The following is a 20075-nucleotide window of genomic DNA, read 5'->3' on the forward strand; positions in this document are numbered from 1 at the left end:
AACCGAGTGCGTGCGGCGCGCCAAGAGTCCGCGCGGGAATGGGTGCCGTGATAGGGTCTTTGGTCACAGGCATGTTGGCATGGTTCTCGGCAAGGACGTTACTGGCCGAAGCGTTCCAACGCAGCCTGTTCGATTGAACTTTGCACCTCACCGTCACCCCCGCGAAAGCGCATAGGCGCTAACTTTCACGGCTGACTGACTGAAGCAAGCATCCGACCACCCCTCCACCGTCATCCCCGCGGACGCGGGGATCCAGGGTTTCCAACGGTTCCGCTTGGGGAGGAACTGGATTCCCGCTTTCGCGGGAATGACGAGGAGGGAGGTTGCAGGCTTCGGATAACCGGGCCGATGTGCAAAAGTTAGCGTCTATGCGCGAAAGCGGGGATCCAGATCACCTTCGACAGCTTCGCGCTGTGGGGTTCTGGATCCCCGCTTTCGCGGGGATGACGGGTGAGTGATAGCTGCCGGTCCGGCAGGCCTACATCGGCCCGTGTTTCACGTGAAACACCGCGTCACTTGCCGATGCAGAAATCCCGGAAGATCACGTCCAGCAGATCCTCCACATCGACCCGTCCGGTGATGCGCCCCAGCGCCCGGCTCGCCAGGCGGACGTCCTCCGCCGCGAGTTCGGGGAGTGGTGCGCCGAGCGCGCGGGTCAAGGCGTCGCGGCACTCCTCCAGGGCGGATCGGTGGCGGGCGCGGGTCAGGGCAGGGACACCGCCGGTGGACAACCGATCGGCGGTCAGCGCGGTCAGCCGCTCCTCCAGATCGCGCAGGCCCGCACCGGTCCGGGCGGACACCGCGACGGCGGGATGGCCGGCGACCGCCGGTTCAGCCACGCCCGCCACGTCCAGCTTGTTCAGGACGGGAAGGGTGTTGCGGTCGAGCAGGGCGAGCGTGGCGGCGTCCGGCACGGGAGCCGTGGCGTCGAACACCGCGATCTTCAGGTCGGCGCGGGCGGCGCGGTCAAGGGCGCGGCGGATGCCTTCCTCCTCGACCTCGTCCGCGGCCGCCTCGCGCAGCCCGGCGGTGTCCGCGAGGATGACGGGATAGCCGCCGAGGTCCAGATGCACCTCAATCACGTCGCGGGTGGTGCCGGCGCGCGCGGACACGATGGCCGCCTCCCGCCGGGCAAGCGCGTTCAGCAGGCTGGACTTGCCGGCGTTCGGCGCGCCGACGATGGCGATGTGCAGCCCCTCGCGCAGCCGCTCGCCCCGGCCGTTGTCGTTCAGGTGCGCCTCGATCTCCGCCGCAAGCCGTTCGATCTGCGGACGCACCGCGTCGGCGACGCCCCCCGGCAGGTCCTCGTCGGGGAAATCGATGTCGGCCTCGATGTGGGCGAGCGCGCGGGTGAGAGCCTGGCGCCAGCCGTCATAGAGCGAGCCGAGCGCGCCTTCCATCTGCCGCAGGGCTTGGCGGCGTTGCGCCGCCGTCTCCGCGTCGACGAGGTCGGCGACGGCTTCGGCCTCCGTCAGGTCGAGCTTTCCGTTCTCGAAGGCCCGGCGGGTGAACTCGCCGGGCTCGGCGACGCGCAGGCCGGGCAGGGCGGCGAGCGCCTCGATGACGCCGGCCGTCACGGCGCGGCCGCCATGCAGGTGCAGCTCGACAACGTCCTCGCCGGTGAAGCTGCGGGGGCTCACGAACAGGATGGCGAGGCCGCTGTCCAGCACCTCGCCCGTTTCCGGATGGCGCAGGCGCAGGAAGGTGGCTTCGCGCGGTTTCGGCAGCGGACGGCGGGTGAGGGCCGTCAGCGCTCCGGCGGCGCCGGGACCCGAAATGCGAACCACCGCCACACCGGCGCGGCCGGGGGCGGTGGCGAGGGCGAAGATGGTCGCGGTCATGGGGTTCGGATCAGCCCACCTGTTCGGGCCGCAGCTCGGTCTGCTCCGGCGTCAGCATCAGCCGCTCCACGCGCCCGCCCTTCAGGAGATGCGTGTCGATGATCTCATCCAGGTCGGCGTTGCTGCGGTAGCTGTACCAGACGCCCTCGGGATAGACGACGAGAGTCGGGCCGAGTTCGCAGCGGTCGAGACAGCCCGCGGAGTTGATCCGCACCCGCGCGCCGACGCCCAGCTCCTTGGCGCGGGCCTTCATGTAGTCGCGCAGCTTCTCCGCCCCCTTGGCGGCACAGCTCCCGCGCTTGTGCCCGGCCGGCCGCTCGTTGGTGCAGACGAAGACATGCGCTTCGAAATAAGGCTTGGGATCCGTCACTTCCGTCCATCCTGTCCCATGGCCGTGGCCATCTGGTTCCAAAACATCTTCTGTATCTGCTCCATGCCCTGGATGCCGGCAGGCAGCCAAGTCTTGAGCATGGTGTCGGGGTCCATGGCGCCGAGGCTCGCCTGCATGCGCGCCTGGATCTCCCGCATCATGGCGTCCTGCATCGGCTTAACGTCGGGCAGGCCGAGGAACTGGCGCGCCTCGTCGGGCGTGCAATCGATGTCGACGGTGATCTTCATGGCCGCTGTCTCCCATGAGCCGGGGGCGGGACGGCCGGAATGAAAAAGTCCGGCCGGTCCGGCGAGCGGCCCGTTTGCCGCCGCGCGATCCCGCTCCACTATACAGTCGGAACAAGAGATAGGAAGGCCGGGGCGCAACGGCAGCGCCGCCGGGCCGGTTACCGGAGGAAAGGACCGTCCGGGCCACACCAAAAACGCCGACGCAGAGGAGCAACGCCATGTCCGCCAACATGCTGGATCAGGAGACCAGCCCCTATCTGCTCCAGCACAAGGACAACCCCGTCCACTGGATGGCCTGGGGAACCGAGGCGTTCGAGCGGGCGCGGGCGGAGCGCAAGCCCATCCTGCTGTCGGTCGGCTACGCGGCCTGCCACTGGTGCCACGTGATGGCGCACGAGAGCTTCGAGAACCCGGAGGTCGCCGCGCTGATGAACGACCTCTACGTCAACGTGAAGGTGGACCGGGAGGAGCGGCCGGACGTCGACCAGATCTACCAGGCGGCCCTGGCGCTGCTCGGCCAGCAGGGCGGCTGGCCGCTCACCATGTTCCTCACCCCCGATGGGGAGCCCTTCTGGGGCGGCACCTATTTCCCGCCGGGACCGCGCTATGGCCGACCGGGCTTTCCCGACGTGCTGCGCGGCATCGCCGAGACCTACCGCGACGAACCCGACAAGGTGGTGCGGAACGTCGGCGCGCTGAAGGACGCGCTGTCGCGCATGTCGCGGAGTGCCTCGGCCGGCGCGCTCGACCCCGCGCTGATCGACCAGATCGCGGAGCGGCTGCTGGAGGAGACGGACCCCATCAACGGCGGCATCGGCTCGGCACCGAAGTTCCCGCAGGTGCCGGTGCTGGCGCTCTTCTGGCGCGCCGGGCAGCGGACTGGCCTCTCGGCCTACCGCGAGGCGGTGGAGACGGCGCTGACCCACATGGCGCAGGGCGGCATCTACGACCATCTCGGCGGCGGCTTCGCGCGCTATTCGACGGACGAGATGTGGCTCGTGCCGCATTTCGAGAAGATGCTCTACGACAACGCCCAGCTCGTCGAGTTGCTGACGCTGGTCTGGCAGGAAACCCGCGATCCGCTCTACGAGCAGCGCGTGCGCGAGACGGTCGGCTGGCTGTTGCGGGAAATGGTCGCCGAGGGCGGCGGCTTCGCGGCGACCCTCGACGCCGACAGCGAGGGGGAGGAGGGCCGCTTCTACGTCTGGAGCGAGGCGGAGATCGACGCCCTGCTCGGCGCCGAAGAGTCGGCCCTGTTCAAGCGCGTCTACGGCATCGTGCCGCAGGGCAATTGGGAGGGGAAGAACATCCCCAACCGGTTGGGCTCGCTCAAGATGAAGCCGGCGGACATCGAGGCGCGGCTCACCGCGGCGCGGGCGATCCTCTGGGCCGAACGCGAGAAGCGCGTCCGGCCGGGCTGGGACGACAAGGTGCTGGCGGACTGGAACGGGCTGATGATTGCGGCACTCGCCGAAGCCGCGCTCGTCTTCGACGAGCCGGGCTGGCTCGCCGCGGCGGAGCGCGCCTTCGATTTCGTGCGCGGCCGCATGACGGTGGAAGGCCGGCTGCGCCACAGCTGGCGCGCGGGCCAGGCCAAGCACGCCGCCACGCTGGACGACTACGCCCACATGGCGCGCGCCGCACTGGCGCTCCACGAGGCGACCGGAGATCCCGCGCGGCTTGACCAGGCCCGGGACTGGGTCGCGGTGCTGGACCGGCATTTCTGGGACGGGGAGGCCAGCGGCTACTTCTACACGGCCGACGACGCCCGCGACCTGATCGTCCGTACCAAGTCCGCCGCCGACAGCGCGACGCCCAGCGGCAACGGCACGATGCTCGCCGTGCTGGCGCAGTTCCACCACCGCACGGGCGAGGCCGCCTACCGCGAGCGGGCCGACGCGCTGATCGCCGCCTTCTCCGGCGAGCTGGGCCGCAACTTCTTCCCCCTGACGACCTTCCTCAACGCGGTCGAACTGCTGGAGGAGGCGGTGCAGGTCGTGATCGCCGGCGCGCCGGACGCGCCCGACACGCTGGCGCTGCGCCGTGCGGTGCTCGGCCGTTCCCTGCCGAACCGCGTCATGACCGTCCTGGCACCCGGATCGGCGCTGCCGAAGGGGCATCCGGCCGCCGGAAAGGGGATGCGGGACGGGGCCGCCACGGCGTATGTTTGCCGTGGAACGACCTGCTCGCCGCCGGTCACGTCGCCGGACGACCTCGCGCGGGCGCTGCAAACGGAGTGATCCCGTGGGACGCCTGACCGTCGAAAGCCCCCTTGGCCCGCTGACCCTCACCAGCGCCGGGGGCGCGCTCGCGGCGCTCGACTGGGGACGGGTTGGTGCTGACGATCCAGACGCGCTCCTCGCGGAAGCCGCGCGGCAGCTCGACCTGTACTTCGCCGGCCGGATCACCGATTTCGACCTGCCGATGGCCCCGGCTGGCTCGCCCTTCCGCCAGAAGGTCTGGGCGGCGATGCGGACCATCCCCTACGCCCGTGTCGCCACCTACGGCGACCTCGCCCGCGGCATCGGCACCGCGCCACGCGCCGTCGGCGGCGCCTGCGGCGCCAACCCGCTGCCCATCCTCATCCCCTGCCACCGCGTCGTCGGCGGCTCCGGCGCACCCGGCGGCTATTCCGGCATGGGCGGACTGGGGACCAAGTCCTGGCTGCTGGAGCATGAGCGGCGCTTCGCCCTGGCACCGGCGGAGGCCGCCGTTTGAGCGGAAGGGCACCCGAAAGCAATGCATCATCGTTCCCTCTCCCCTTGGGGAGAGGGCTAGGGTGAGGGGGTTGCAGGGGGACAGGAGAGTTCGGCAAATGCGGGACCCCCTCACCCTCCCAGCCCTGGCGGGCTGGGTCCCTCCCTCTCCCCAGAGGGGCGAGGGAGATAACAGCCGTTGAAGTTAGCGCCTTTGCGCAAAAGCGAGTTGGCTCTCCTCAATGAGAGCCGGTTCAAACAACGACACCGGAGGAAAAGGCGACATGGTTCACGCGATCCGCATTCACGAGCATGGCGGGCCGGAGGTGATGCGCTGGGAGGAGGTGGCACTTGCCGACCCCGGCCCCGGCGAGGTGCGGCTGCGGCAGACCGCGGTCGGGCTGAATTACATCGACACCTATCACCGCTCCGGTCTCTACAAGCTGCCGCAGATGCCGGCGATCCTCGGGACGGAAGGGACGGGCGTGGTCGAGGCGGTGGGGCCGGACGTCACGACGCTGAAGCCCGGCGACCGCGTCGGCTACGCCGTGCCCTTCGTCGGCGCCTACGCGGAAGCGCGGGTGATGCCCGCCGACCGGCTGATCCCGCTGCCGAGCTGGATCGAGGACCGGCAGGCGGCGGCGATGCTGCTCCAGGGCATGACGGCGCAGTTCCTGCTGCGCTCCACCTACGCGGTGCAGCCGGGCGACACCATCCTGGTGCAGGCGGCGGCCGGCGGGGTGGGGCTGATCCTCTGCCAGTGGGCCAAGCATCTCGGCGCCACGGTCATCGGCACGGTCAGCTCGGACGAGAAGGCCGAGCTGGCGAAGGCCCATGGCTGCGACCACGCCATCGTCTACACGCGGGAGAATTTCGTGGCGCGCGTCCGCGAGCTGACGGACGGGAAGGGCGTGCCGGTCGTCTATGACGGCGTCGGCAAGACGACCTTCATGGACAGCCTCGACTGCCTGCGGCCGCGCGGCCTGATGGTGCTGTTCGGCGCCGCGTCGGGAGCCGTGCCGCCGCTGGATCTCCAGACGCTCGCGGCCAAGGGCTCGCTCTACGTGACGCGCCCGACGCTCTTCACCTACGTCGCCCAGCGCGACGAGCTGATGGCGAGTGCGGCCGACCTGTTCGAGGTCGTCCATGCCGGCGGCGTGTCGATCCAGGTGAACCAGACCTTCCCGCTGCGCGACGCCGCCGAGGCCCACCGCGCGCTCCAGGCGCGGCAGACCACCGGCTCGACCGTCCTGCTTCCCTGAGGGGAAAAGGAGGGGCTACTCGGCGAGCCAGACCGGGTTCTTGAGCTTGCCGAGCAGCTCCGCGTGCGCCGCCAGTTCCTCCGCCGTCGGGGCGTGGGGGCGTGCGGCGCGGAAGGGGCGGTCGATCCGCGCGCCGGATCCGCCCTTCGCCGCCGGTCCGGCAGCGAGCGCGAGGCCCGCCTGGCGGCCGCCCAACAGCTCCAGATAGCATTCCGCCAGGAGCTGGGCGTCGAGCAGTGCCCCGTGAAACGTGCGGCTGGAGTTGTCGATGCCGAAGCGCTTGCAGAGTGCGTCCAGCGTGGCCGGCGCGCCGGGGAACTTCTGGCGCGCCATGGCCAGCGTGTCCACGGACCGCGTCATCGGCATCACCGGATATCCCGCGATCTTCAGCTCCCAGTTCAGGAAGGCCATGTCGAAGGCCGCGTTGTGGATGACCAGCGGCGCGTCGCCGATGAAGTCCACGAAGGCCTGCGCCACGTCGTTGAAAACGGGTTTGTCGGCCAGGAACTCGTCGGTCAGCCCGTGCACCGCGGTCGCGTCCGGCGGCACCGGCCGTTCCGGGTTGATGTAGACGTGGTAGCGGTTGCCGGTCGGCACCTGGTTGACCAGCTCCACGCAGCCGATCTCGACCAGCCGGTGGCCTTCCTCGGGCTTGAAGCCGGTGGTCTCGGTGTCGAGGACGATCTCACGCATGCATCACCTGTCCGGGTTGATAACCGCGCGGCGGCCAGTGCCGGCCGCGGCGGCCCTTCACATCTCTCACTATGCGCGCCAGAGCGCGCAGGGTCGGGCGCCGGCCGAGCCCCGTGGGCACGAGGTGGTCGGCGCGCCGCCGCTTTTCCACGTCGGGCGTCTGGCGGCGGAGAATAGCGGCGAACTTCTCCGGCGTCATGCCTGGCCGCGCCAGCACGCGCGCCTTCTGCACGAGGTAGGGGGCGGAGACCACGACGGTCCGGTCCACCCGCCGCTCCCCGCCGGTTTCGAACAGCAGGGGGATGTCCAGAACGGCGACCCGCGCGCCGCGCCGCGCGGCACGTCGGAGAAAGCCGGCCTGCGCCCGCTGGACCAGCGGGTGGAGGATCCCTTCCAGCCGGTTCAGCGCCGCAGGGTCTGCGAACACCGCCGCGCCCAGCGCGCGCCGGTCCACGGCACCATCGCGGACCACGCCGGGGAAGGCGGCATCAATCGCCGGCACGGCGCCGCCGCCTCGCGCGAGCAGCCGGTGGACCATTGCGTCGGAGTCACAGACCGGCGCGCCCATCCTCGCGAGCATGCGCGCGGCGGTGCTCTTGCCCATGCCGATGGATCCCGTCAGGCCGAGCACTATCATGGCGCCTCAGCCCTCCAGCACGTGGCGCTTCAGCTCCTCCGTCACCTCCGGCTCGACGCCGAACCAAGCTTGGAAGCCAGGGCGGGCCTGATGCAGCAGCATGCCGATGCCATCCACGATGGCGTTGCCGCGCGACTTGGCCTCGGCGAGCAGGGGCGTCAGCAGGGGCACATAGACGGCGTCGGTCACCACGGCGTTGACGGGCAGGGCGCGCAGGCTCAGCTCCAGCGGCGGCTCCCCCGTCATGCCCTGGCTGGTGGTGTTGACCAGCAGCGCGGCGCCCTCCAGCAACGTTTCACGTGAAACCCAGTCGCCGACGGTGACCGCACCCCCGATTTCCCGCGCCAGCTCCTCCGCGCGCTCGCGCGTCCGGTTGACCAGCCGCACCTCCGGAACGCCGCTGTCGAGCAGGGAGGCGACCACCGCCCGCGACGCCCCGCCGGCGCCGATCACCACCGCCGGCCCGCTGCCCGCGCGCCAGCCCGGCGCCCCGGCCCGCAGACTCTCCAGGAAACCGAAGCCGTCCGTGTTGCGCCCTTCCAGCGTGCCGTCCTCCAGCACGACGATGGTGTTGACCGCCCCCATGCGCTTGGCCGTCGCGTCGAGCCGGTCGACCGCGCGGCAGGCCGTCTCCTTGTGCGGGACGGTGACGTTGCAGCCGTGGAAGCCCAGGGCAGGCAGGGCGCGGATGGCCGCTGCCGCGTGCTCCGGACGGACGGCGAGCGGAACATAGGCGCCGTCGATCCCGTACTGTTTCAGCCAGAACCCATGGAGACGGGGGGAGCGCGAATGGCCGACCGGCCAGCCCATGACGCCGGCCAGTCTGGCCTTGCCGCTGAAACTCATTCCTTGACCACTCCGTGAACGCGCAGGAAGCCCAGAAGCGGCAGAAGCGGCAGCCCCAGGATCGTGAAGAAGTCGCCCTCCACCCGGTGGAAGAGCTGCGCTCCCAGCCCCTCCAGATGATAGGCGCCGACCGAATGCAGGATGTCCTCGCCGGCTTGGTCGAGATAGTCGTCCAGGAAGGCGTCGGTGAAGGGGCGCATGTGCAGCCGCGCGCGGTCGGTCTGGTGCCACAGCCGTTCCCCGTCGCGCACAACCACGGCACAGCTGATCAGCCGGTGCGGCTTGCCGCGCAAGGCGCGGAGCTGGTCGCGCGCGCCGTCGCGGGTCGCCGGTTTGTCGAACCACTGCCCGTCGCATTCCAGCATCTGGTCGGCGCCGACGACGAGCGCCCCCGGATGGTGCCGCGTCACGCGTTGCGCCTTCAGCTCGGCGAGCGCCTCCGCGACCTCGTCGGCGGAGAGGCCTTCCGCCCGGCAGGAGAGCTTGACCTCCTCCTCGTCCACCGCAGCGGGGTGCAGCGTGACGGAGACGCCCGCGCGCTCCAGCATCGCGGCGCGGGTTTTCGAGCCGGAGGCGAGAACGATGCCGCTCATGGCATGTCCCCGGTCTGGCGGCGGGCGAGCAGCATCATGATCTCGGCCGCGGTCTCCTCGATGGAGCGGCGCGTCACGTTGATCACCGGCCAGCCGCGCTTGGTGAAGAGGCGCCGGGCCTCCAGCAGTTCCGCCCGCACGACCTCCGGATCGACATAGTCGGAGTTCTCCGTCTGGTTCAGCAGCTTCAGCCGGTTGCGGCGGATCTCGATCAGGCTGTCGGCGTCCTTGATCAGTCCCACGATCAGCGGGCGGGTCAGCTTGTCGATCTCCGCGGGCAGGGCGACGCCGGGGACGATCGGGATGTTGGCGGCCTTGATACCACGGTTCGCCAGATAGATGGAGGTGGGCGTCTTGGAGGTGCGCGACACGCCCATCAGGATCACGTCGGCCTCGTGCAGGTTCCAGTTCGCCTGGCCGTCGTCATGGGCGAGCGCGAAGTCCATCGCGTCCATGCGGCCGAAATACTCGGCGTCCAGCGCGTGCTGCCGGCCTGGCTGGCGCTGCGACTCCTCCCCCAGGAAGGCGGCGAGCGCGTTGATCAGCGGATCCAGCACGGGGATGCAGGGCACCTGACGCTCGCGGCAGAAATCCTGGAGCCGGCGGCGCAGCTTCTCGTCCACCAACGTGAACATGACGAGGCCGGGATGGTCCGCGATGCCCTCCAGCGCCATGTCGAGCTGGCGCTCGGTGCGCACGAGGTTCCAGAAATGCTCGATCGGCCGCACGTCGAACTGGATGACGCAGGCCCGCGCCACGCTGTTGATGGTCTCGCCCGTCGCATCGGATACGAGATGTAGATGGAACTGTTTCATCCGTCCCCAACATCCTGTGAAGAAACCGGCCGGATCCTGTGGATAAGCCGGATCCCCGGCGAAAACCCGGCTTTCATCCCCGCTGCGGCCACCCGCCGCCCCCCGGAGCGCCCCCTGGAGAACAACAGGCGCCGACCCTTCGGAACACGGGCAACAGCCGCCGGACGCCGCATCCTTATCCACGGGATCCCCGCGCTTCGAGCTATAGCATTTCCGCCGTTTCGCGCGGTAGCCTCTGGAGTCGTCCACAGCTTTTCCCAGGGGTCCGCCGGGGGATCCCGAAGCCTGTGGATGAATCGCGGCCCAGCGGGGATCCCTGATATCCACAGGGATCCACATCACCTTCTTCCTTTCCTAATTTAAAAAGACTAGTGAAGATGATGGGTGAAAGGCCCATTCCCGGCCCTGAAATCCTGTCCGCGGAACGAAGGCGTCCCAAGGCGCGTTCCGACCCACCGCGCAATCGATCAAGGAAGCGTCCCACGGTGTCCGATACGGTGTCCAAGCCCCGCAAGCCGATGCTGGCAGCCCTCGCCGGTGAAACCCGCCAGCGTCCGCCCTTCTGGCTCATGAGGCAGGCGGGCCGTTACCTGCCGGAATACCGGGAGCTGCGGGCCAAGGCCGGCAGCTTCCTCGATCTCTGCTACAACCCGGCCTTCGCGACCGAGGTGACGCTCCAGCCGCTCCGCCGCTACGGCATGGACGCGGCGATCCTGTTCTCCGACATCCTGGTGGTGCCCCACGCGCTGGGCCAGCCGCTGGACTATGTCGAGGGCGAGGGGCCGAAGCTGGATCCCGTCCGCAACGCCGAAGGCCTCTCCCGCCTGTCGGCGGCCGAGCTGCACGAGCGTCTGGCGCCGGTCTACGAGACGGTGCGCCGCCTGACGCGGGAGCTGCCGGAGGACACGACGCTGATCGGCTTCGCGGGCGCGCCCTGGACCGTCGCCTGCTACATGGTCGAGGGCGGCGGGACCAAGGAGTTCGCCCACGTCAAGCGCTGGGCCTACGGGGATCCGCAAGGCTTCCAAGCGCTGATCGACCTGCTGGTCGACGCGACGGTCGATTACCTGTCCGCGCAGATCGAGGCGGGTGCGGAGGCCGTGCAGGTCTTCGACAGCTGGGCGGGCGTGCTGCCGGCGGATCCCTTCCGCCGCTGGGTCATCGAGCCGACCCGCCGCATCGTGGAGCGGCTGCGCGCCAGGCATCCGGGGGTGCCGGTCATCGGCTTCCCGCGCGGCGCCGGGCTGTTCTACGTCGAGTATGTGGAAAAGACCGGCGTGACCGCCGTCGGGCTCGACACGACGCTGCCGACCGACTGGGCGGCGCGCGAGCTGCAGACGCGGCTTCCGGTGCAGGGGAACCTCGACCCGATCATGCTGGCGGCCGGTGGCGACGCCCTGCGGACGGCCGCGACGGGGATCCTTGCCGATCTCGCCGGCGGACCCTTCGTCTTCAACCTCGGCCACGGCGTCATCCAGACCACCCCGCCGGATCATGTGGCGGAGTTGGCGCGGCTGATCAAGCAATGGCCTGAGCGGGGCTGACGCGAAAGAGCCGCCGGAAGGCGGGGAGGGGATCCCGACGGGCACTGGACAGGGCAACCCCCACGCTCCAGTTTACCGCTCCATGCCGATCAAGACCCCTCCCGCCCGGACCGCGGTCGTGCTCCTTGGCCTCGGCGAGCCCGACGGCGAGGAGGCGGTGCGGCCGGTGCTGTTCAACCGGCTCGCGGATCCCGCGGGATCCCGCCTGCCGGATCCCATCCGCACGATGCTGGCGAGCGTCCTGTCCGGACGGCGCGCCAAGGCGGCCAGGGCCGTGCAGGCGCAGCTCGGCGGCCGTTCGCCGCTCCTCGAGAGCACCGAACTGCTGGCCGCGGCGCTTGAAGCAGCCCTGGAGGAGGGGTTCGGCGCGGGGCAGGGATCCCCGCCCCGCGAGCTGCGGGTTTTCATCGCCATGCGCCACTGGCATCCCCTACCGCCGGACACCGCCGCGCGGGTGCGCGACTACGGCCCGGAACTGGTCGTTCTGCTGCCGCTCCACCCGCAGCATTCCGCCGCGACCACCGGCGGCTCGGTCCGCGCCTGGCGCGAGGCGGCGCAGACGGTCGGGCTGGAGGCGGACACGCGGCTGCTCTGCTGCCACCCGACGCAGGCGGGCTTCATCGACGCCCTGGCCGCGGCGATCCGGCCGCGCTACGACCGGGCGCTGCGCCACGGCCGGCCGCGGCTGCTCCTCTCCGGCCAGGGGCTGCGGGCGCGGCTCGCCAAGCAGGGGGATCCCTTTCCCTGGCAGTGCGAGCGTACGGCGGAATCGCTGATCGCGGCGCTGGGCATCGACGATCCGGACTGGGTTCTCTGCCAGCACGGGGCGGGCAGGGAGCCGGCCTGGCTCGGCCCGTCCACGGAGGAGGAGATCCGCCGCGCCGGCCGCGACCGCGTTCCGGTCCTGGTCGTGCCGATATCCTTCCCGTCGGAGCGCATCGAGACGCTGGTGGAGATCGAGTCCGGACAACGGCGGCTTGCGGAGGAGGCCGGCGTGCCGCACTTTGTCCGCGTGCCGGCGCCCGGCGCCGACCCCGCCCATGTGGCCGGGCTGGCGCGGCTGGTGCGCAGGGCCATCGAATCCGGACTGCCGGTCTGCGCGCAGAATGGCGGGCGGATCTGCCCCGACGGTCTCGCCGGCTGCCCGCAGCAGCGTTCCCGGTGACGCGACGCCCGCTCGCCTTGGAAAATCCACCAGAACATCCACCACCCGAGAAGAATGGCAAGGATCCCCGATGTTTGAGCTGTACCCCTGGGTCAAGGCGCTGCATGTGATGAGCATCATCGCCTGGATGGCCGGGCTCCTCTATCTGCCGCGGCTGTTCGTCTACCATTGCGGAGTGGCGCCGGGCTCGGAGGCCTCGGAGACCTTCAAGGTCATGGAGCGCCGGCTCCTGCGCGGCATCATGAACCCGGCCATGATCGCGGCCTACCTGTTCGGCATCACCATGATCGCGATCAATCCCGCGCTGATGCAGGAGGGCTGGCTGCACGCCAAGATCCTGTTCGTGCTGCTGCTGACGGGGATCCACATGATGTCCGCCCGTTGGCGCCGTGACTTCGAGGCCGGGCGCAACCGCCACTCGCAGCGCTATTACCGCGTGATGAACGAAGTGCCCGCGGTGCTGATGGCCGGCATCGTGATTTTCGTGATCGTGCGCCCGTTCTGACGCGAAACGGGCCAGGGAATACCTCCAAAGCCTGTCACCGGACGGATCGCTTTCGTTTGACTTGCGGGGCGCGATCCGCTAACCATCTCCTCACCACGGGTCCGCAAGGCCCGTGGCTCCATCCCCCTACCTGCCGTTCCGTCCCTTCTCATTTGAGCCGGGCGCGGCGACCGCCGGGCGCATCACGCCGGCCTGGTCGCCCCGCGCCCTTCCGACGCTCCCGCTGTCGGCTCCGGACCTGGCACTCCCCCGCATGACGATCCCTTAGGTTATTCCCCATGCATCTCCAAGACCTGAAGTGCAAGAGCCCCGCCGAACTGCTGGCGTTCGCGGAGGAGCTGCAGATCGAGAACGCCAGCACGCTGCGCAAGCAGGACATGATGTTCGCCATCCTGAAGCGGCTGGCCGACGACGATGTTCCGATCTATGGCGACGGCGTGCTGGAGGTGCTTCAGGACGGGTTCGGCTTCCTGCGCTCGCCGGAATCCAACTACCTGCCGGGTCCCGACGACATCTACGTCAGCCCGAGCCAGGTGCGCCGCTTCGGCCTGCGCACCGGCGACACGGTCGAGGGGCAGATCCGCTCGCCCAAGGACGGCGAGCGCTACTTCGCGCTGCTGAAGGTCAACACGATCAATTTCGATGCGCCGGACAAGGTCCGCCACCGCATCAACTTCGACAACCTGACTCCGCTCTACCCGGATGAGCGGCTGCGCATGGAGGTCGAGGATCCGACCAAGAAGAACTACACCGGCCGCATCATCGACCTGGTGGCTCCGCTCGGCAAGGGTCAGCGCGGGCTGATCGTCGCCCCGCCGCGCACCGGCAAGACGGTGATGCTGCAGAACATCGCCCATTCCATCGCGACCAACCATCCCGAGGCCTACCTCATCGTGCTGCTCATCGACGAGCGGCCGGAAGAGGTGACGGACATGGCGCGCTCGGTCCGCGGCGAGGTCATCAGCTCCACCTTCGACGAGCCGGCGACGCGCCACGTCCAGGTCGCGGAAATGGTGATCGAGAAGGCGAAAAGGCTGGTCGAGCACAAGCGCGACGTGGTCATCCTGCTGGACTCCATCACCCGTCTGGCGCGCGCCTACAACACGGTCGTGCCCAGCTCCGGCAAGGTGCTGACCGGTGGTGTGGACGCCAACGCGCTGCAGCGGCCCAAGCGCTTCTTCGGTGCGGCCCGCAACATCGAGGAGGGCGGCTCGCTGACCATCATCGCGACCGCGCTGATCGACACCGGCAGCCGCATGGACGAGGTGATCTTCGAGGAGTTCAAGGGCACCGGCAACTCCGAGATCATCCTCGACCGCAAGCTCTCCGACAAGCGCACCTTCCCGGCCATCGACATCTCCAAGTCGGGCACCCGCAAGGAAGAGATGCTGGTCGACAAGGGCACCATGTCGAAGATGTGGATCCTGCGCCGCATCCTGATGCCGATGGGCGTGACCGACGCGGTCGACTTCCTGGTCGACAAGCTGAAGCACACCAAGTCGAACAACGATTTCTTCGACTCGATGAATCAGTAAGCAGGCGAACCGGTAGGCCGTAAACGCGGCGAATGGAAAAGGGCGGCCATCCCCAGGGGGTGGCCGCCCTTCTGATGTCTGCACGCCGGCCGGTCCGCGCCTCAGCCGAACTTCACGAGGTTGTGGACGGGCAGGGCGCCGCCGGGGAACTGGGCGAGGCGGCCGCCGCCGGCCAGGCTTCCCAAATCGATGCCGAAGAAGCCGAGCCGTTCGATCAGCGCCGCCACCTCCGCCTTCGCCGGGGCGTCGTCGCCGGAGTAGAAGAGGACGCGCCGCCCGCCTTCCGACCGCGGGTCGCCGGCGAGCGTCTGGGCCTGGAGGTGGTTGAAGGCCTTCACGACCCGGGCGCCGGGCACCAGCTCGGCGAAGACCTCGCTCGAGGCGCGGCCGTGCAGTTCCACGGGCCGGAAGAGCGGGGATTCGATGGCGTTGTTCGCGTCGATGACGATGCGGCCGTTCCAGTCCGGCAGCCCCGCCATGGCCTCGGGCAGCTTCGTCCAGTTCACCGCCACGAAGACGATGTCCGCCGCCGCGGCCTCTTCCCGCGTTCCCGCCTTGATGCCGGGTCCGAGATCGCGGACGAGCGCTTCCAGCGAGGCGGGGCCGCGGCTGTTGGCGATGGTCGCCTCCAGCCCGGCCCGGACGATGTTGCGGGCGAAGGCCGCGCCGATGGCGCCGGAACCGATGATGCCGATGGTCATGATCTTCAATCCTTCTCAGGGTGCGTCGGGCCGGCGATGCGCCGCCCGTTCCGATGGATTGGATCTTGCCCGCTTGATTGCCCCGTGATTAGCCGGTAATGGGTTGGATCACTTGCAAGCGACCGTTGAAGGTGGACGCATGGAGACGCTGGCCAACCTGGAGTCCTTCGTGCGCAGTGCCGAGAGCGGCAGCTTCTCGGGTGCGGCGCGCCGGCTCGCCCTGACGCCGGCCGCGGTCAGCCGCAACGTGGCGATGCTGGAGCGGAACCTCGGCGTCCGGCTGTTCCAGCGCAGCACGCGCCGGCTGACCCTGACCGAGGCGGGGGAGCGCTTCCTGCTCGGGGTGTGCGGCCATCTGGAAGGGCTGCAGGCGGCCATCTCCGGCATGGCGGGAGACGGGGGCGAGCCGGCCGGCCTGCTGAAGGTCAGCATGAGCCCGACGCTGGGGCTGGGCTATATCCTGCCGCTGCTGCCCGGCTTCCTCGCGCGCTATCCGGGGATCCGTCCGGAATGGCATTTCGAGAACCGGCCGGTGGATCTCATCGCGGAGGGTTACGACGCGGCGGTCGGTGGCGGCTTCGAGCTGGCGCCGGGCGTGGTGTCGCGGGTGCTGGCGCCGGCGCACATCGTCGCGGTTGCCTCGCCCGCCTATCTGGAGGGGCGCGTGAAGCCGCTGGATCCCGCCGGGCTGGCGGGGTTCGACGGCATCCTGATGCGGTCGGCGCGCACCGGCCGGGTGCGGCACTGGACGATGCGCGACGCCATGGGTGCCGAGATGCCCGTGACGCTCGCCGAGACGGTCGTGGTCAACGACCCGGCGGCCATGTGCCGGGCGGCGCTGCTCGGCCTCGGCGTGGCGCTGGTCGCGGTGCCGGACGCGCTGCCGCACCTGGAGAGCGGCGATCTGGTCCGGCTCGTTCCGCACTGGTACGCGGATGCCGGACCGATCTCCCTCTACTACGCCAGCCGCACGCTGCTGCCGGCCAAGACGCGCGTCTTCGTCGATTTCGTGGCCGAGGCTTTCCGGCGGGAGCGGCTGGCCGAGCGCTTCGCCGGCAGCCTCGGCTGAAGCCTGCGGGGGAGGGATCCCGCAAAAATAATAAAGGCGGGGAGCCCTGGGCCCGCCCGCCTTTGTTCTCGGTCGCCGTTCCCTTGATGCCGGGAATCAGAAGGGCGGCTGGCCCTGCGGGGCCTGGCCCCCCTGGTTCTGCTGCGCCTGGGCGGCCATCTGGCGGCGGAACAGGTCGGCGAAGTCGATCGGGTTGATCATCAGCGGCGGGAAGCCGCCATCGCGCGTCGCGTCGGAGATGATGGCGCGGGCGAAGGGGAACAGCATGCGCGGCGCCTCGATCATCAGGACCGGGCGGTGATGCTCCTGCGGCAGGCCCGGAAGCTGGAACAGGCCGGCGTAGGCCAGCTCGGCCAGGAAGGCCACGGACTCGCCCTGCTTGGCTTCGGCGCGGAGCTGCAGCACCACCTCGTAGACGTCCTCGCCGACCGGCCGGACCTGCACGTCCACCCCGATGTTGACCTGCGGCTGGGCCTGGTTCGGCATCAGGCTCTGCGGCGCGTTCGGATTCTCGAAGGAGAGGTCCTTGACGTACTGGGCCAGCACGTTCATCGGCAGGGAGGTCGGGCCAGCCTGGTCCTGGCCGTTGCTCTGGGTATCGGACATGGGCGAACTCCTGGCCGCGTCGCGGCCCGTCTGAAAGGGTGTCGGGATGCCGGCCGCGTGGCTGCGGCCGGCGCGCTGATGGGACCCGCTGGCTAGCATGGATCCGCCGGCCCGACAATGGGCGCGGGACGGGTTCCCGCGCGGGACATGCGCCCGCAGGCCGTGGATCAGGGCCGGGGGTCAGGGTCGGCCGCCACCGTTCCCGCCGCCCGGCCCGCCCCAGCGCGACTCCTCCAGCCTGGGAACGCCGGCGGTCCCGTCCGGATCCACCTCCTGGAACTCGCCCTCGATGACGCCGGGCTGATGGGCGGGCTGATGGGGAGGCCGCCGGGCGCCCCCGTCCCGCGGCCAGGAGGCGCCCGGTGCCGTGCCGGCGGTCCACATCCGCATGGTCCCGCCGCTCGCCATCCGCTTCAGAAGCCACAACCCGAGCGCGTTGCGGACCGGGCGCACGAACAGCAGCAGGCCGACGATGTCCGTCAGGAAGCCGGGCACGATCAGCAGGAAGGCGGCCACGACGATGCAGAAGCCCTCGAAGACGGCGCCCACGGGGTCCTCGCCGCGCGCGGCGGCCTCCTGCGCGCGGCGCAGGACGGACAGGCCCTGGCGGCGCAGCAGCAGCGACCCGGCCACGATGGACAGAAGCACCAGCCCGACGGTCGGCAGGGCGCCGATCCAGTCGCCGACCTGGGCGAAGGCCGCGATTTCCGCGATCGGCAACAGGAGGAACAGCAGAAGCGGTTTCATGGGCGTCCTTGCTCTTTGGGTGCCAAGCCCCTATCTAGACTTGGATGCGATCCCGCCCGGTCGCGTGGCTTTGAGCGGTCTCTCCGGTGCGCCGTCACGGCGCCTTCCGAAGCGTACAGTTAATGCCGGCCGGCCGGGGGGTCCAGAGGCGCATCGATGCGGATCAATAACGACCGGCTGCCCGATCAGCCCGGCAGAGGGGAAATCCCGGAAGGACTGAGTGATGGACGATAGCTTCGTTCTCATCGAGATCGTCATTTTCGCGATGATCGCGGCGTTTCTCGTCTATCGCCTGCGCAATGTGCTCGGCCGCCGCACCGGCGAGGAGCGGCAGCGCCCCAATCCCTTCACGCCGTCCGAACAGGTGCGGCCCGACAACGTCGTGCCGATGCCCGAGCGCGCCCGCGCCGCGGGCGAGCCGCCGGCCGCCGACGAGCCCATGTCGCTGGGCATGGCGCTGGACCGCCTGCGCACGATGGATCCGAGCTTCGAGGAGAAGCACTTCCTCCAGGGTGCCCGCGGCGCCTTCCAGATGATCGTCGAGGCTTTCGCCGCCGGCGACACCGCCACCCTGCGCCCGCTGCTGTCGGACGAGGTGTACGAGCGCTTCGCCGCCGTCATCCGCCAGCGTCAGGCCGCCGGCGAGGTCTGGGAGACCCGCGTCCTCGAAGTCCGGGACGCCGACGTCACCGCCGCCCGCTTCGAAGGCCGCACCGTCTATGTCACGGTGCAGTTCCTCTCCACCCAGAACACGGTCGTGCGCGACGCCGCCGGCGCGCTGGTGGAGGGCGACCCGAAGGAGGTGGAGGAGGTCACGGACGTCTGGACCTTCGCCCGCGACACCCGCGCCCGCGACCCCAACTGGGCGCTCGTCGGGACCGGAGCCGCCGCCTGACCGCCCTCCGCCCGATCCCTTCCGACCGGTAATCACACCCTCATGCCTCTTCGTCCCTTCCGGTTCGCCGCGCTGGCCGCCACCATCCTCATGGCCGGCTGCGCCGGAAAGGAAGAGGAGGCCAAGCCACCGCCCGAGGCGCTCACCCTGGCTCCGGTGGCCTTCGCCGACCTGCCGGGCTGGAACGCCGACCGCGTCGCCGAGGCCGTGCCGGCCTTCCAACGTTCCTGCGCCCGCTTCAAGGCCGTTCCGCCCGACCGTCCCGTGGGACCCGGCGGCATCGGCGGGCGGGCCGCCGACTGGCAGGCCGTCTGCGCGCGGCTCGCCGCCTTGCCGCCCGGCGACGAGGCCGCCGCCCGCGCCTTCTTCGAAACCGAATTCATCCCCTACGCCGCCGGCAACAACGGCAAGCGCGAGGGGCTGTTCACCGGCTATTACGAGGTCGAGCTGGAGGGCAGCCGCACGGCTGGCCCGGCCTATCCGGTGCCGCTCTACAGCCGGCCCGCCGATCTGGTGATGGTCGATCTGGGCGAATTCTCCGATCGCTGGAAGGGCGAGCGCACGGCGGGCCGCGTGCTGGACGGCCGGCTGAAGCCCTACGAGGACCGGGCGGCGATCGAGGCCGGCGCGCTCCGTGGCAAGGTGCCGGAGCTGGTCTGGCTCAAGGACCCCATCGCCACCTTCTTCCTTCACATCCAAGGGTCCGGCCGCGTCCGGCTGCCGGACGGGACGGAGATGCGCGTCGGCTACGCCGCGCAGAACGGGCACAAATACGTCGCCATCGGCCGCGAGCTGATCGACCGGGGCGAGCTGAAGCGCGAGGAGGTCTCGCTCCAGACCATCCGCGACTGGCTGCGCGCCCATCCGGACCAGGCCGCCGCCCTGATGAACAAGAACCCCTCCTACGTCTTCTTCCAGGAACTGAAGGGCGAGGGACCCGTCGGCGCGCAGAACGTCGCGCTGACGCCGGGCCGCAGCCTCGCGGTCGACTCCAAGTTCCTGCCCTACGGCGTGCCGGTCTGGCTCGACGCCGAGGATCCCCTGGACAAGGACGCGCGGCTGCGCCGGCTGATGGTCGCCCAGGACACCGGCGGCGCGATCCGCGGCCCCGTGCGCGGCGACGTCTTCTGGGGCCATGGCGCCGACGCCGAGCTGCGGGCCGGCGTCATGAAGAGCCCCGGCGCCTATCATATCCTGCTTCCGCGTGGCGTGACCCCGCCGGCACCCCCGGCACCCCCGGCGTCGTAAGCCGGGAGAGCCGCCGCCCGCGCCGGAACGCTCCCCGTCACCCCGGGTTGTGCGGGTGG

Annotated in this window: 21 protein-coding genes; 10 read left to right on the plus strand and 11 right to left on the minus strand. The window is 70.0% G+C overall.

Annotation, left to right across the window (positions count from 1 at the left end; genetic code table 11):
* Positions 1-512: 512 nt before the first annotated feature.
* The 3 genes from mnmE to JUB11_RS01910 are packed head-to-tail and all read right to left on the minus strand — an operon-like array spanning position 513 to position 2459.
* Positions 513-1841: a tRNA uridine-5-carboxymethylaminomethyl(34) synthesis GTPase MnmE gene (gene mnmE / locus JUB11_RS01900; protein WP_207455713.1), complete on the minus strand. Its 1329-nt coding sequence runs from the start codon at positions 1839-1841 to the stop codon at positions 513-515.
* Positions 1842-1851: 10 nt separating this feature from the next.
* Positions 1852-2211: a (2Fe-2S) ferredoxin domain-containing protein gene (locus JUB11_RS01905; protein WP_207455715.1), complete on the minus strand. Its 360-nt coding sequence runs from the start codon at positions 2209-2211 to the stop codon at positions 1852-1854.
* Positions 2208-2459 (minus strand): DUF6489 family protein, encoded by a 252-nt coding sequence (locus JUB11_RS01910; RefSeq protein ID WP_207455717.1) that lies wholly within the window; start codon positions 2457-2459, stop codon positions 2208-2210. The genes JUB11_RS01905 and JUB11_RS01910 overlap by 4 nt, the downstream gene beginning before the upstream one ends.
* A gap of 218 nt (positions 2460-2677) precedes the next feature.
* Here JUB11_RS01910 and JUB11_RS01915 point away from each other — a divergent pair, with 218 nt between their 5' ends.
* From JUB11_RS01915 to JUB11_RS01925, 3 genes are all read left to right on the plus strand, one after another.
* Complete coding sequence (locus tag JUB11_RS01915; RefSeq protein WP_207455719.1) at positions 2678-4699, plus strand: thioredoxin domain-containing protein; 2022 nt, start codon at positions 2678-2680, stop codon at positions 4697-4699.
* A gap of 4 nt (positions 4700-4703) precedes the next feature.
* Positions 4704-5177, plus strand: coding sequence for a methylated-DNA--[protein]-cysteine S-methyltransferase (locus JUB11_RS01920; protein WP_207455721.1), 474 nt, complete (start codon positions 4704-4706; stop codon positions 5175-5177).
* 262 nt (positions 5178-5439) lie between these two features.
* A complete protein-coding gene (locus JUB11_RS01925; RefSeq protein ID WP_207455723.1) occupies positions 5440-6417 on the plus strand; it encodes a quinone oxidoreductase in 978 nt (325 codons plus the stop codon).
* Positions 6418-6432: 15 nt separating this feature from the next.
* On the opposite strand, the gene dnaQ is transcribed toward JUB11_RS01925, so the two are convergent.
* The 5 genes from dnaQ to JUB11_RS01950 are packed head-to-tail and all read right to left on the minus strand — an operon-like array spanning position 6433 to position 10001.
* On the minus strand, positions 6433-7110 hold the full coding sequence (dnaQ, locus tag JUB11_RS01930; protein WP_207455725.1) for a DNA polymerase III subunit epsilon: 678 nt from the start codon (positions 7108-7110) through the stop codon (positions 6433-6435).
* Complete coding sequence (gene coaE / locus JUB11_RS01935) at positions 7103-7747, minus strand: dephospho-CoA kinase (protein WP_207455728.1); 645 nt, start codon at positions 7745-7747, stop codon at positions 7103-7105. The genes dnaQ and coaE overlap by 8 nt, the downstream gene beginning before the upstream one ends.
* 6 nt (positions 7748-7753) lie before the next feature.
* The gene (locus tag JUB11_RS01940) at positions 7754-8593 is read right to left on the minus strand and encodes a shikimate dehydrogenase (RefSeq protein ID WP_207455730.1); all 840 of its coding nucleotides are present in this window, start codon (positions 8591-8593) and stop codon (positions 7754-7756) included.
* Positions 8590-9186, minus strand: coding sequence for a nucleoside triphosphate pyrophosphatase (locus tag JUB11_RS01945; protein WP_207455732.1), 597 nt, complete (start codon positions 9184-9186; stop codon positions 8590-8592). Before JUB11_RS01945 ends, JUB11_RS01940 begins: the two co-directional genes overlap by 4 nt.
* Positions 9183-10001 carry a pyruvate, water dikinase regulatory protein gene (locus tag JUB11_RS01950; protein ID WP_207455734.1) on the minus strand — a complete coding sequence of 273 codons (819 nt, stop codon included), beginning with the start codon at positions 9999-10001 and terminating at the stop codon, positions 9183-9185. The genes JUB11_RS01945 and JUB11_RS01950 overlap by 4 nt, the downstream gene beginning before the upstream one ends.
* A 518-nt stretch (positions 10002-10519) precedes the next feature.
* Between JUB11_RS01950 and hemE the strand changes: the two genes are divergently transcribed.
* The 4 genes from hemE (at position 10520) to rho (ending at position 14750) form a co-directional block, all read left to right on the plus strand.
* A complete protein-coding gene (gene hemE / locus JUB11_RS01955; protein ID WP_207456001.1) occupies positions 10520-11545 on the plus strand; it encodes a uroporphyrinogen decarboxylase in 1026 nt (341 codons plus the stop codon).
* A gap of 82 nt (positions 11546-11627) precedes the next feature.
* Positions 11628-12710: a ferrochelatase gene (gene hemH / locus JUB11_RS01960; RefSeq protein ID WP_207455736.1), complete on the plus strand. Its 1083-nt coding sequence runs from the start codon at positions 11628-11630 to the stop codon at positions 12708-12710.
* Between the two features lie 70 nt (positions 12711-12780).
* Positions 12781-13215 carry a protoporphyrinogen oxidase HemJ gene (hemJ, locus tag JUB11_RS01965; RefSeq protein WP_207455738.1) on the plus strand — a complete coding sequence of 145 codons (435 nt, stop codon included), beginning with the start codon at positions 12781-12783 and terminating at the stop codon, positions 13213-13215.
* Between the two features lie 278 nt (positions 13216-13493).
* Positions 13494-14750 (plus strand): transcription termination factor Rho, encoded by a 1257-nt coding sequence (gene rho / locus JUB11_RS01970; protein ID WP_207455739.1) that lies wholly within the window; start codon positions 13494-13496, stop codon positions 14748-14750.
* A 101-nt stretch (positions 14751-14851) separates the two neighbouring features.
* On the opposite strand, the gene JUB11_RS01975 is transcribed toward rho, so the two are convergent.
* The gene (locus tag JUB11_RS01975; RefSeq protein ID WP_207455740.1) at positions 14852-15451 is read right to left on the minus strand and encodes an NAD(P)-binding domain-containing protein; all 600 of its coding nucleotides are present in this window, start codon (positions 15449-15451) and stop codon (positions 14852-14854) included.
* A 139-nt stretch (positions 15452-15590) separates the two neighbouring features.
* Between JUB11_RS01975 and JUB11_RS01980 the strand changes: the two genes are divergently transcribed.
* Positions 15591-16520 carry a LysR family transcriptional regulator gene (locus JUB11_RS01980; protein WP_207455741.1) on the plus strand — a complete coding sequence of 310 codons (930 nt, stop codon included), beginning with the start codon at positions 15591-15593 and terminating at the stop codon, positions 16518-16520.
* Between the two features lie 96 nt (positions 16521-16616).
* Here JUB11_RS01980 and secB read toward each other — a convergent pair whose 3' ends face one another.
* A complete protein-coding gene (secB, locus tag JUB11_RS01985; RefSeq protein ID WP_207455742.1) occupies positions 16617-17126 on the minus strand; it encodes a protein-export chaperone SecB in 510 nt (169 codons plus the stop codon).
* 180 nt (positions 17127-17306) lie between these two features.
* The gene (locus tag JUB11_RS01990) at positions 17307-17873 is read right to left on the minus strand and encodes an FxsA family protein (protein WP_207455743.1); all 567 of its coding nucleotides are present in this window, start codon (positions 17871-17873) and stop codon (positions 17307-17309) included.
* Positions 17874-18096: 223 nt separating this feature from the next.
* On the opposite strand from JUB11_RS01990, the gene JUB11_RS01995 reads away from it, so the two are divergent.
* Together JUB11_RS01995 and JUB11_RS02000 are read left to right on the plus strand one after the other, a co-directional pair.
* Entirely contained in the window at positions 18097-18768 is a 672-nt protein-coding gene (locus tag JUB11_RS01995; RefSeq protein WP_207455744.1) for a Tim44/TimA family putative adaptor protein, read from the plus strand.
* Positions 18769-18810: 42 nt separating this feature from the next.
* Positions 18811-20016 (plus strand): murein transglycosylase A, encoded by a 1206-nt coding sequence (locus JUB11_RS02000; RefSeq protein ID WP_207455746.1) that lies wholly within the window; start codon positions 18811-18813, stop codon positions 20014-20016.
* Positions 20017-20075 lie beyond the last annotated feature (59 nt).

The organism is Azospirillum sp. SYSU D00513 (genome assembly GCF_017356015.1).
In the GTDB taxonomy this organism is placed as follows: domain Bacteria; phylum Pseudomonadota; class Alphaproteobacteria; order Azospirillales; family Azospirillaceae; genus Azospirillum.

Excerpts from the sequence above, each read along its gene's own strand:
- mnmE (WP_207455713.1), bottom strand. The coding sequence starts at position 1,841 with ATGACCGCGACCATCTTCGCCCTCGCCACCGCCCCCGGCCGCGCCGGT.
- JUB11_RS01910 (WP_207455717.1), bottom strand. The coding sequence starts at position 2,459 with ATGAAGATCACCGTCGACATCGATTGCACGCCCGACGAGGCGCGCCAG.
- JUB11_RS01915 (WP_207455719.1), top strand. The coding sequence starts at position 2,678 with ATGTCCGCCAACATGCTGGATCAGGAGACCAGCCCCTATCTGCTCCAG.
- JUB11_RS01925 (WP_207455723.1), top strand. The coding sequence starts at position 5,440 with ATGGTTCACGCGATCCGCATTCACGAGCATGGCGGGCCGGAGGTGATG.
- dnaQ (WP_207455725.1), bottom strand. The coding sequence starts at position 7,110 with ATGCGTGAGATCGTCCTCGACACCGAGACCACCGGCTTCAAGCCCGAG.
- coaE (WP_207455728.1), bottom strand. The coding sequence starts at position 7,747 with ATGATAGTGCTCGGCCTGACGGGATCCATCGGCATGGGCAAGAGCACC.
- JUB11_RS01940 (WP_207455730.1), bottom strand. The coding sequence starts at position 8,593 with ATGAGTTTCAGCGGCAAGGCCAGACTGGCCGGCGTCATGGGCTGGCCG.
- JUB11_RS01945 (WP_207455732.1), bottom strand. The coding sequence starts at position 9,186 with ATGAGCGGCATCGTTCTCGCCTCCGGCTCGAAAACCCGCGCCGCGATG.
- JUB11_RS01950 (WP_207455734.1), bottom strand. The coding sequence starts at position 10,001 with ATGAAACAGTTCCATCTACATCTCGTATCCGATGCGACGGGCGAGACC.
- hemE (WP_207456001.1), top strand. The coding sequence starts at position 10,520 with ATGCTGGCAGCCCTCGCCGGTGAAACCCGCCAGCGTCCGCCCTTCTGG.
- hemH (WP_207455736.1), top strand. The coding sequence starts at position 11,628 with ATGCCGATCAAGACCCCTCCCGCCCGGACCGCGGTCGTGCTCCTTGGC.
- hemJ (WP_207455738.1), top strand. The coding sequence starts at position 12,781 with ATGTTTGAGCTGTACCCCTGGGTCAAGGCGCTGCATGTGATGAGCATC.
- rho (WP_207455739.1), top strand. The coding sequence starts at position 13,494 with ATGCATCTCCAAGACCTGAAGTGCAAGAGCCCCGCCGAACTGCTGGCG.
- JUB11_RS01975 (WP_207455740.1), bottom strand. The coding sequence starts at position 15,451 with ATGACCATCGGCATCATCGGTTCCGGCGCCATCGGCGCGGCCTTCGCC.
- JUB11_RS01980 (WP_207455741.1), top strand. The coding sequence starts at position 15,591 with ATGGAGACGCTGGCCAACCTGGAGTCCTTCGTGCGCAGTGCCGAGAGC.
- secB (WP_207455742.1), bottom strand. The coding sequence starts at position 17,126 with ATGTCCGATACCCAGAGCAACGGCCAGGACCAGGCTGGCCCGACCTCC.
- JUB11_RS01990 (WP_207455743.1), bottom strand. The coding sequence starts at position 17,873 with ATGAAACCGCTTCTGCTGTTCCTCCTGTTGCCGATCGCGGAAATCGCG.
- JUB11_RS01995 (WP_207455744.1), top strand. The coding sequence starts at position 18,097 with ATGGACGATAGCTTCGTTCTCATCGAGATCGTCATTTTCGCGATGATC.
- JUB11_RS02000 (WP_207455746.1), top strand. The coding sequence starts at position 18,811 with ATGCCTCTTCGTCCCTTCCGGTTCGCCGCGCTGGCCGCCACCATCCTC.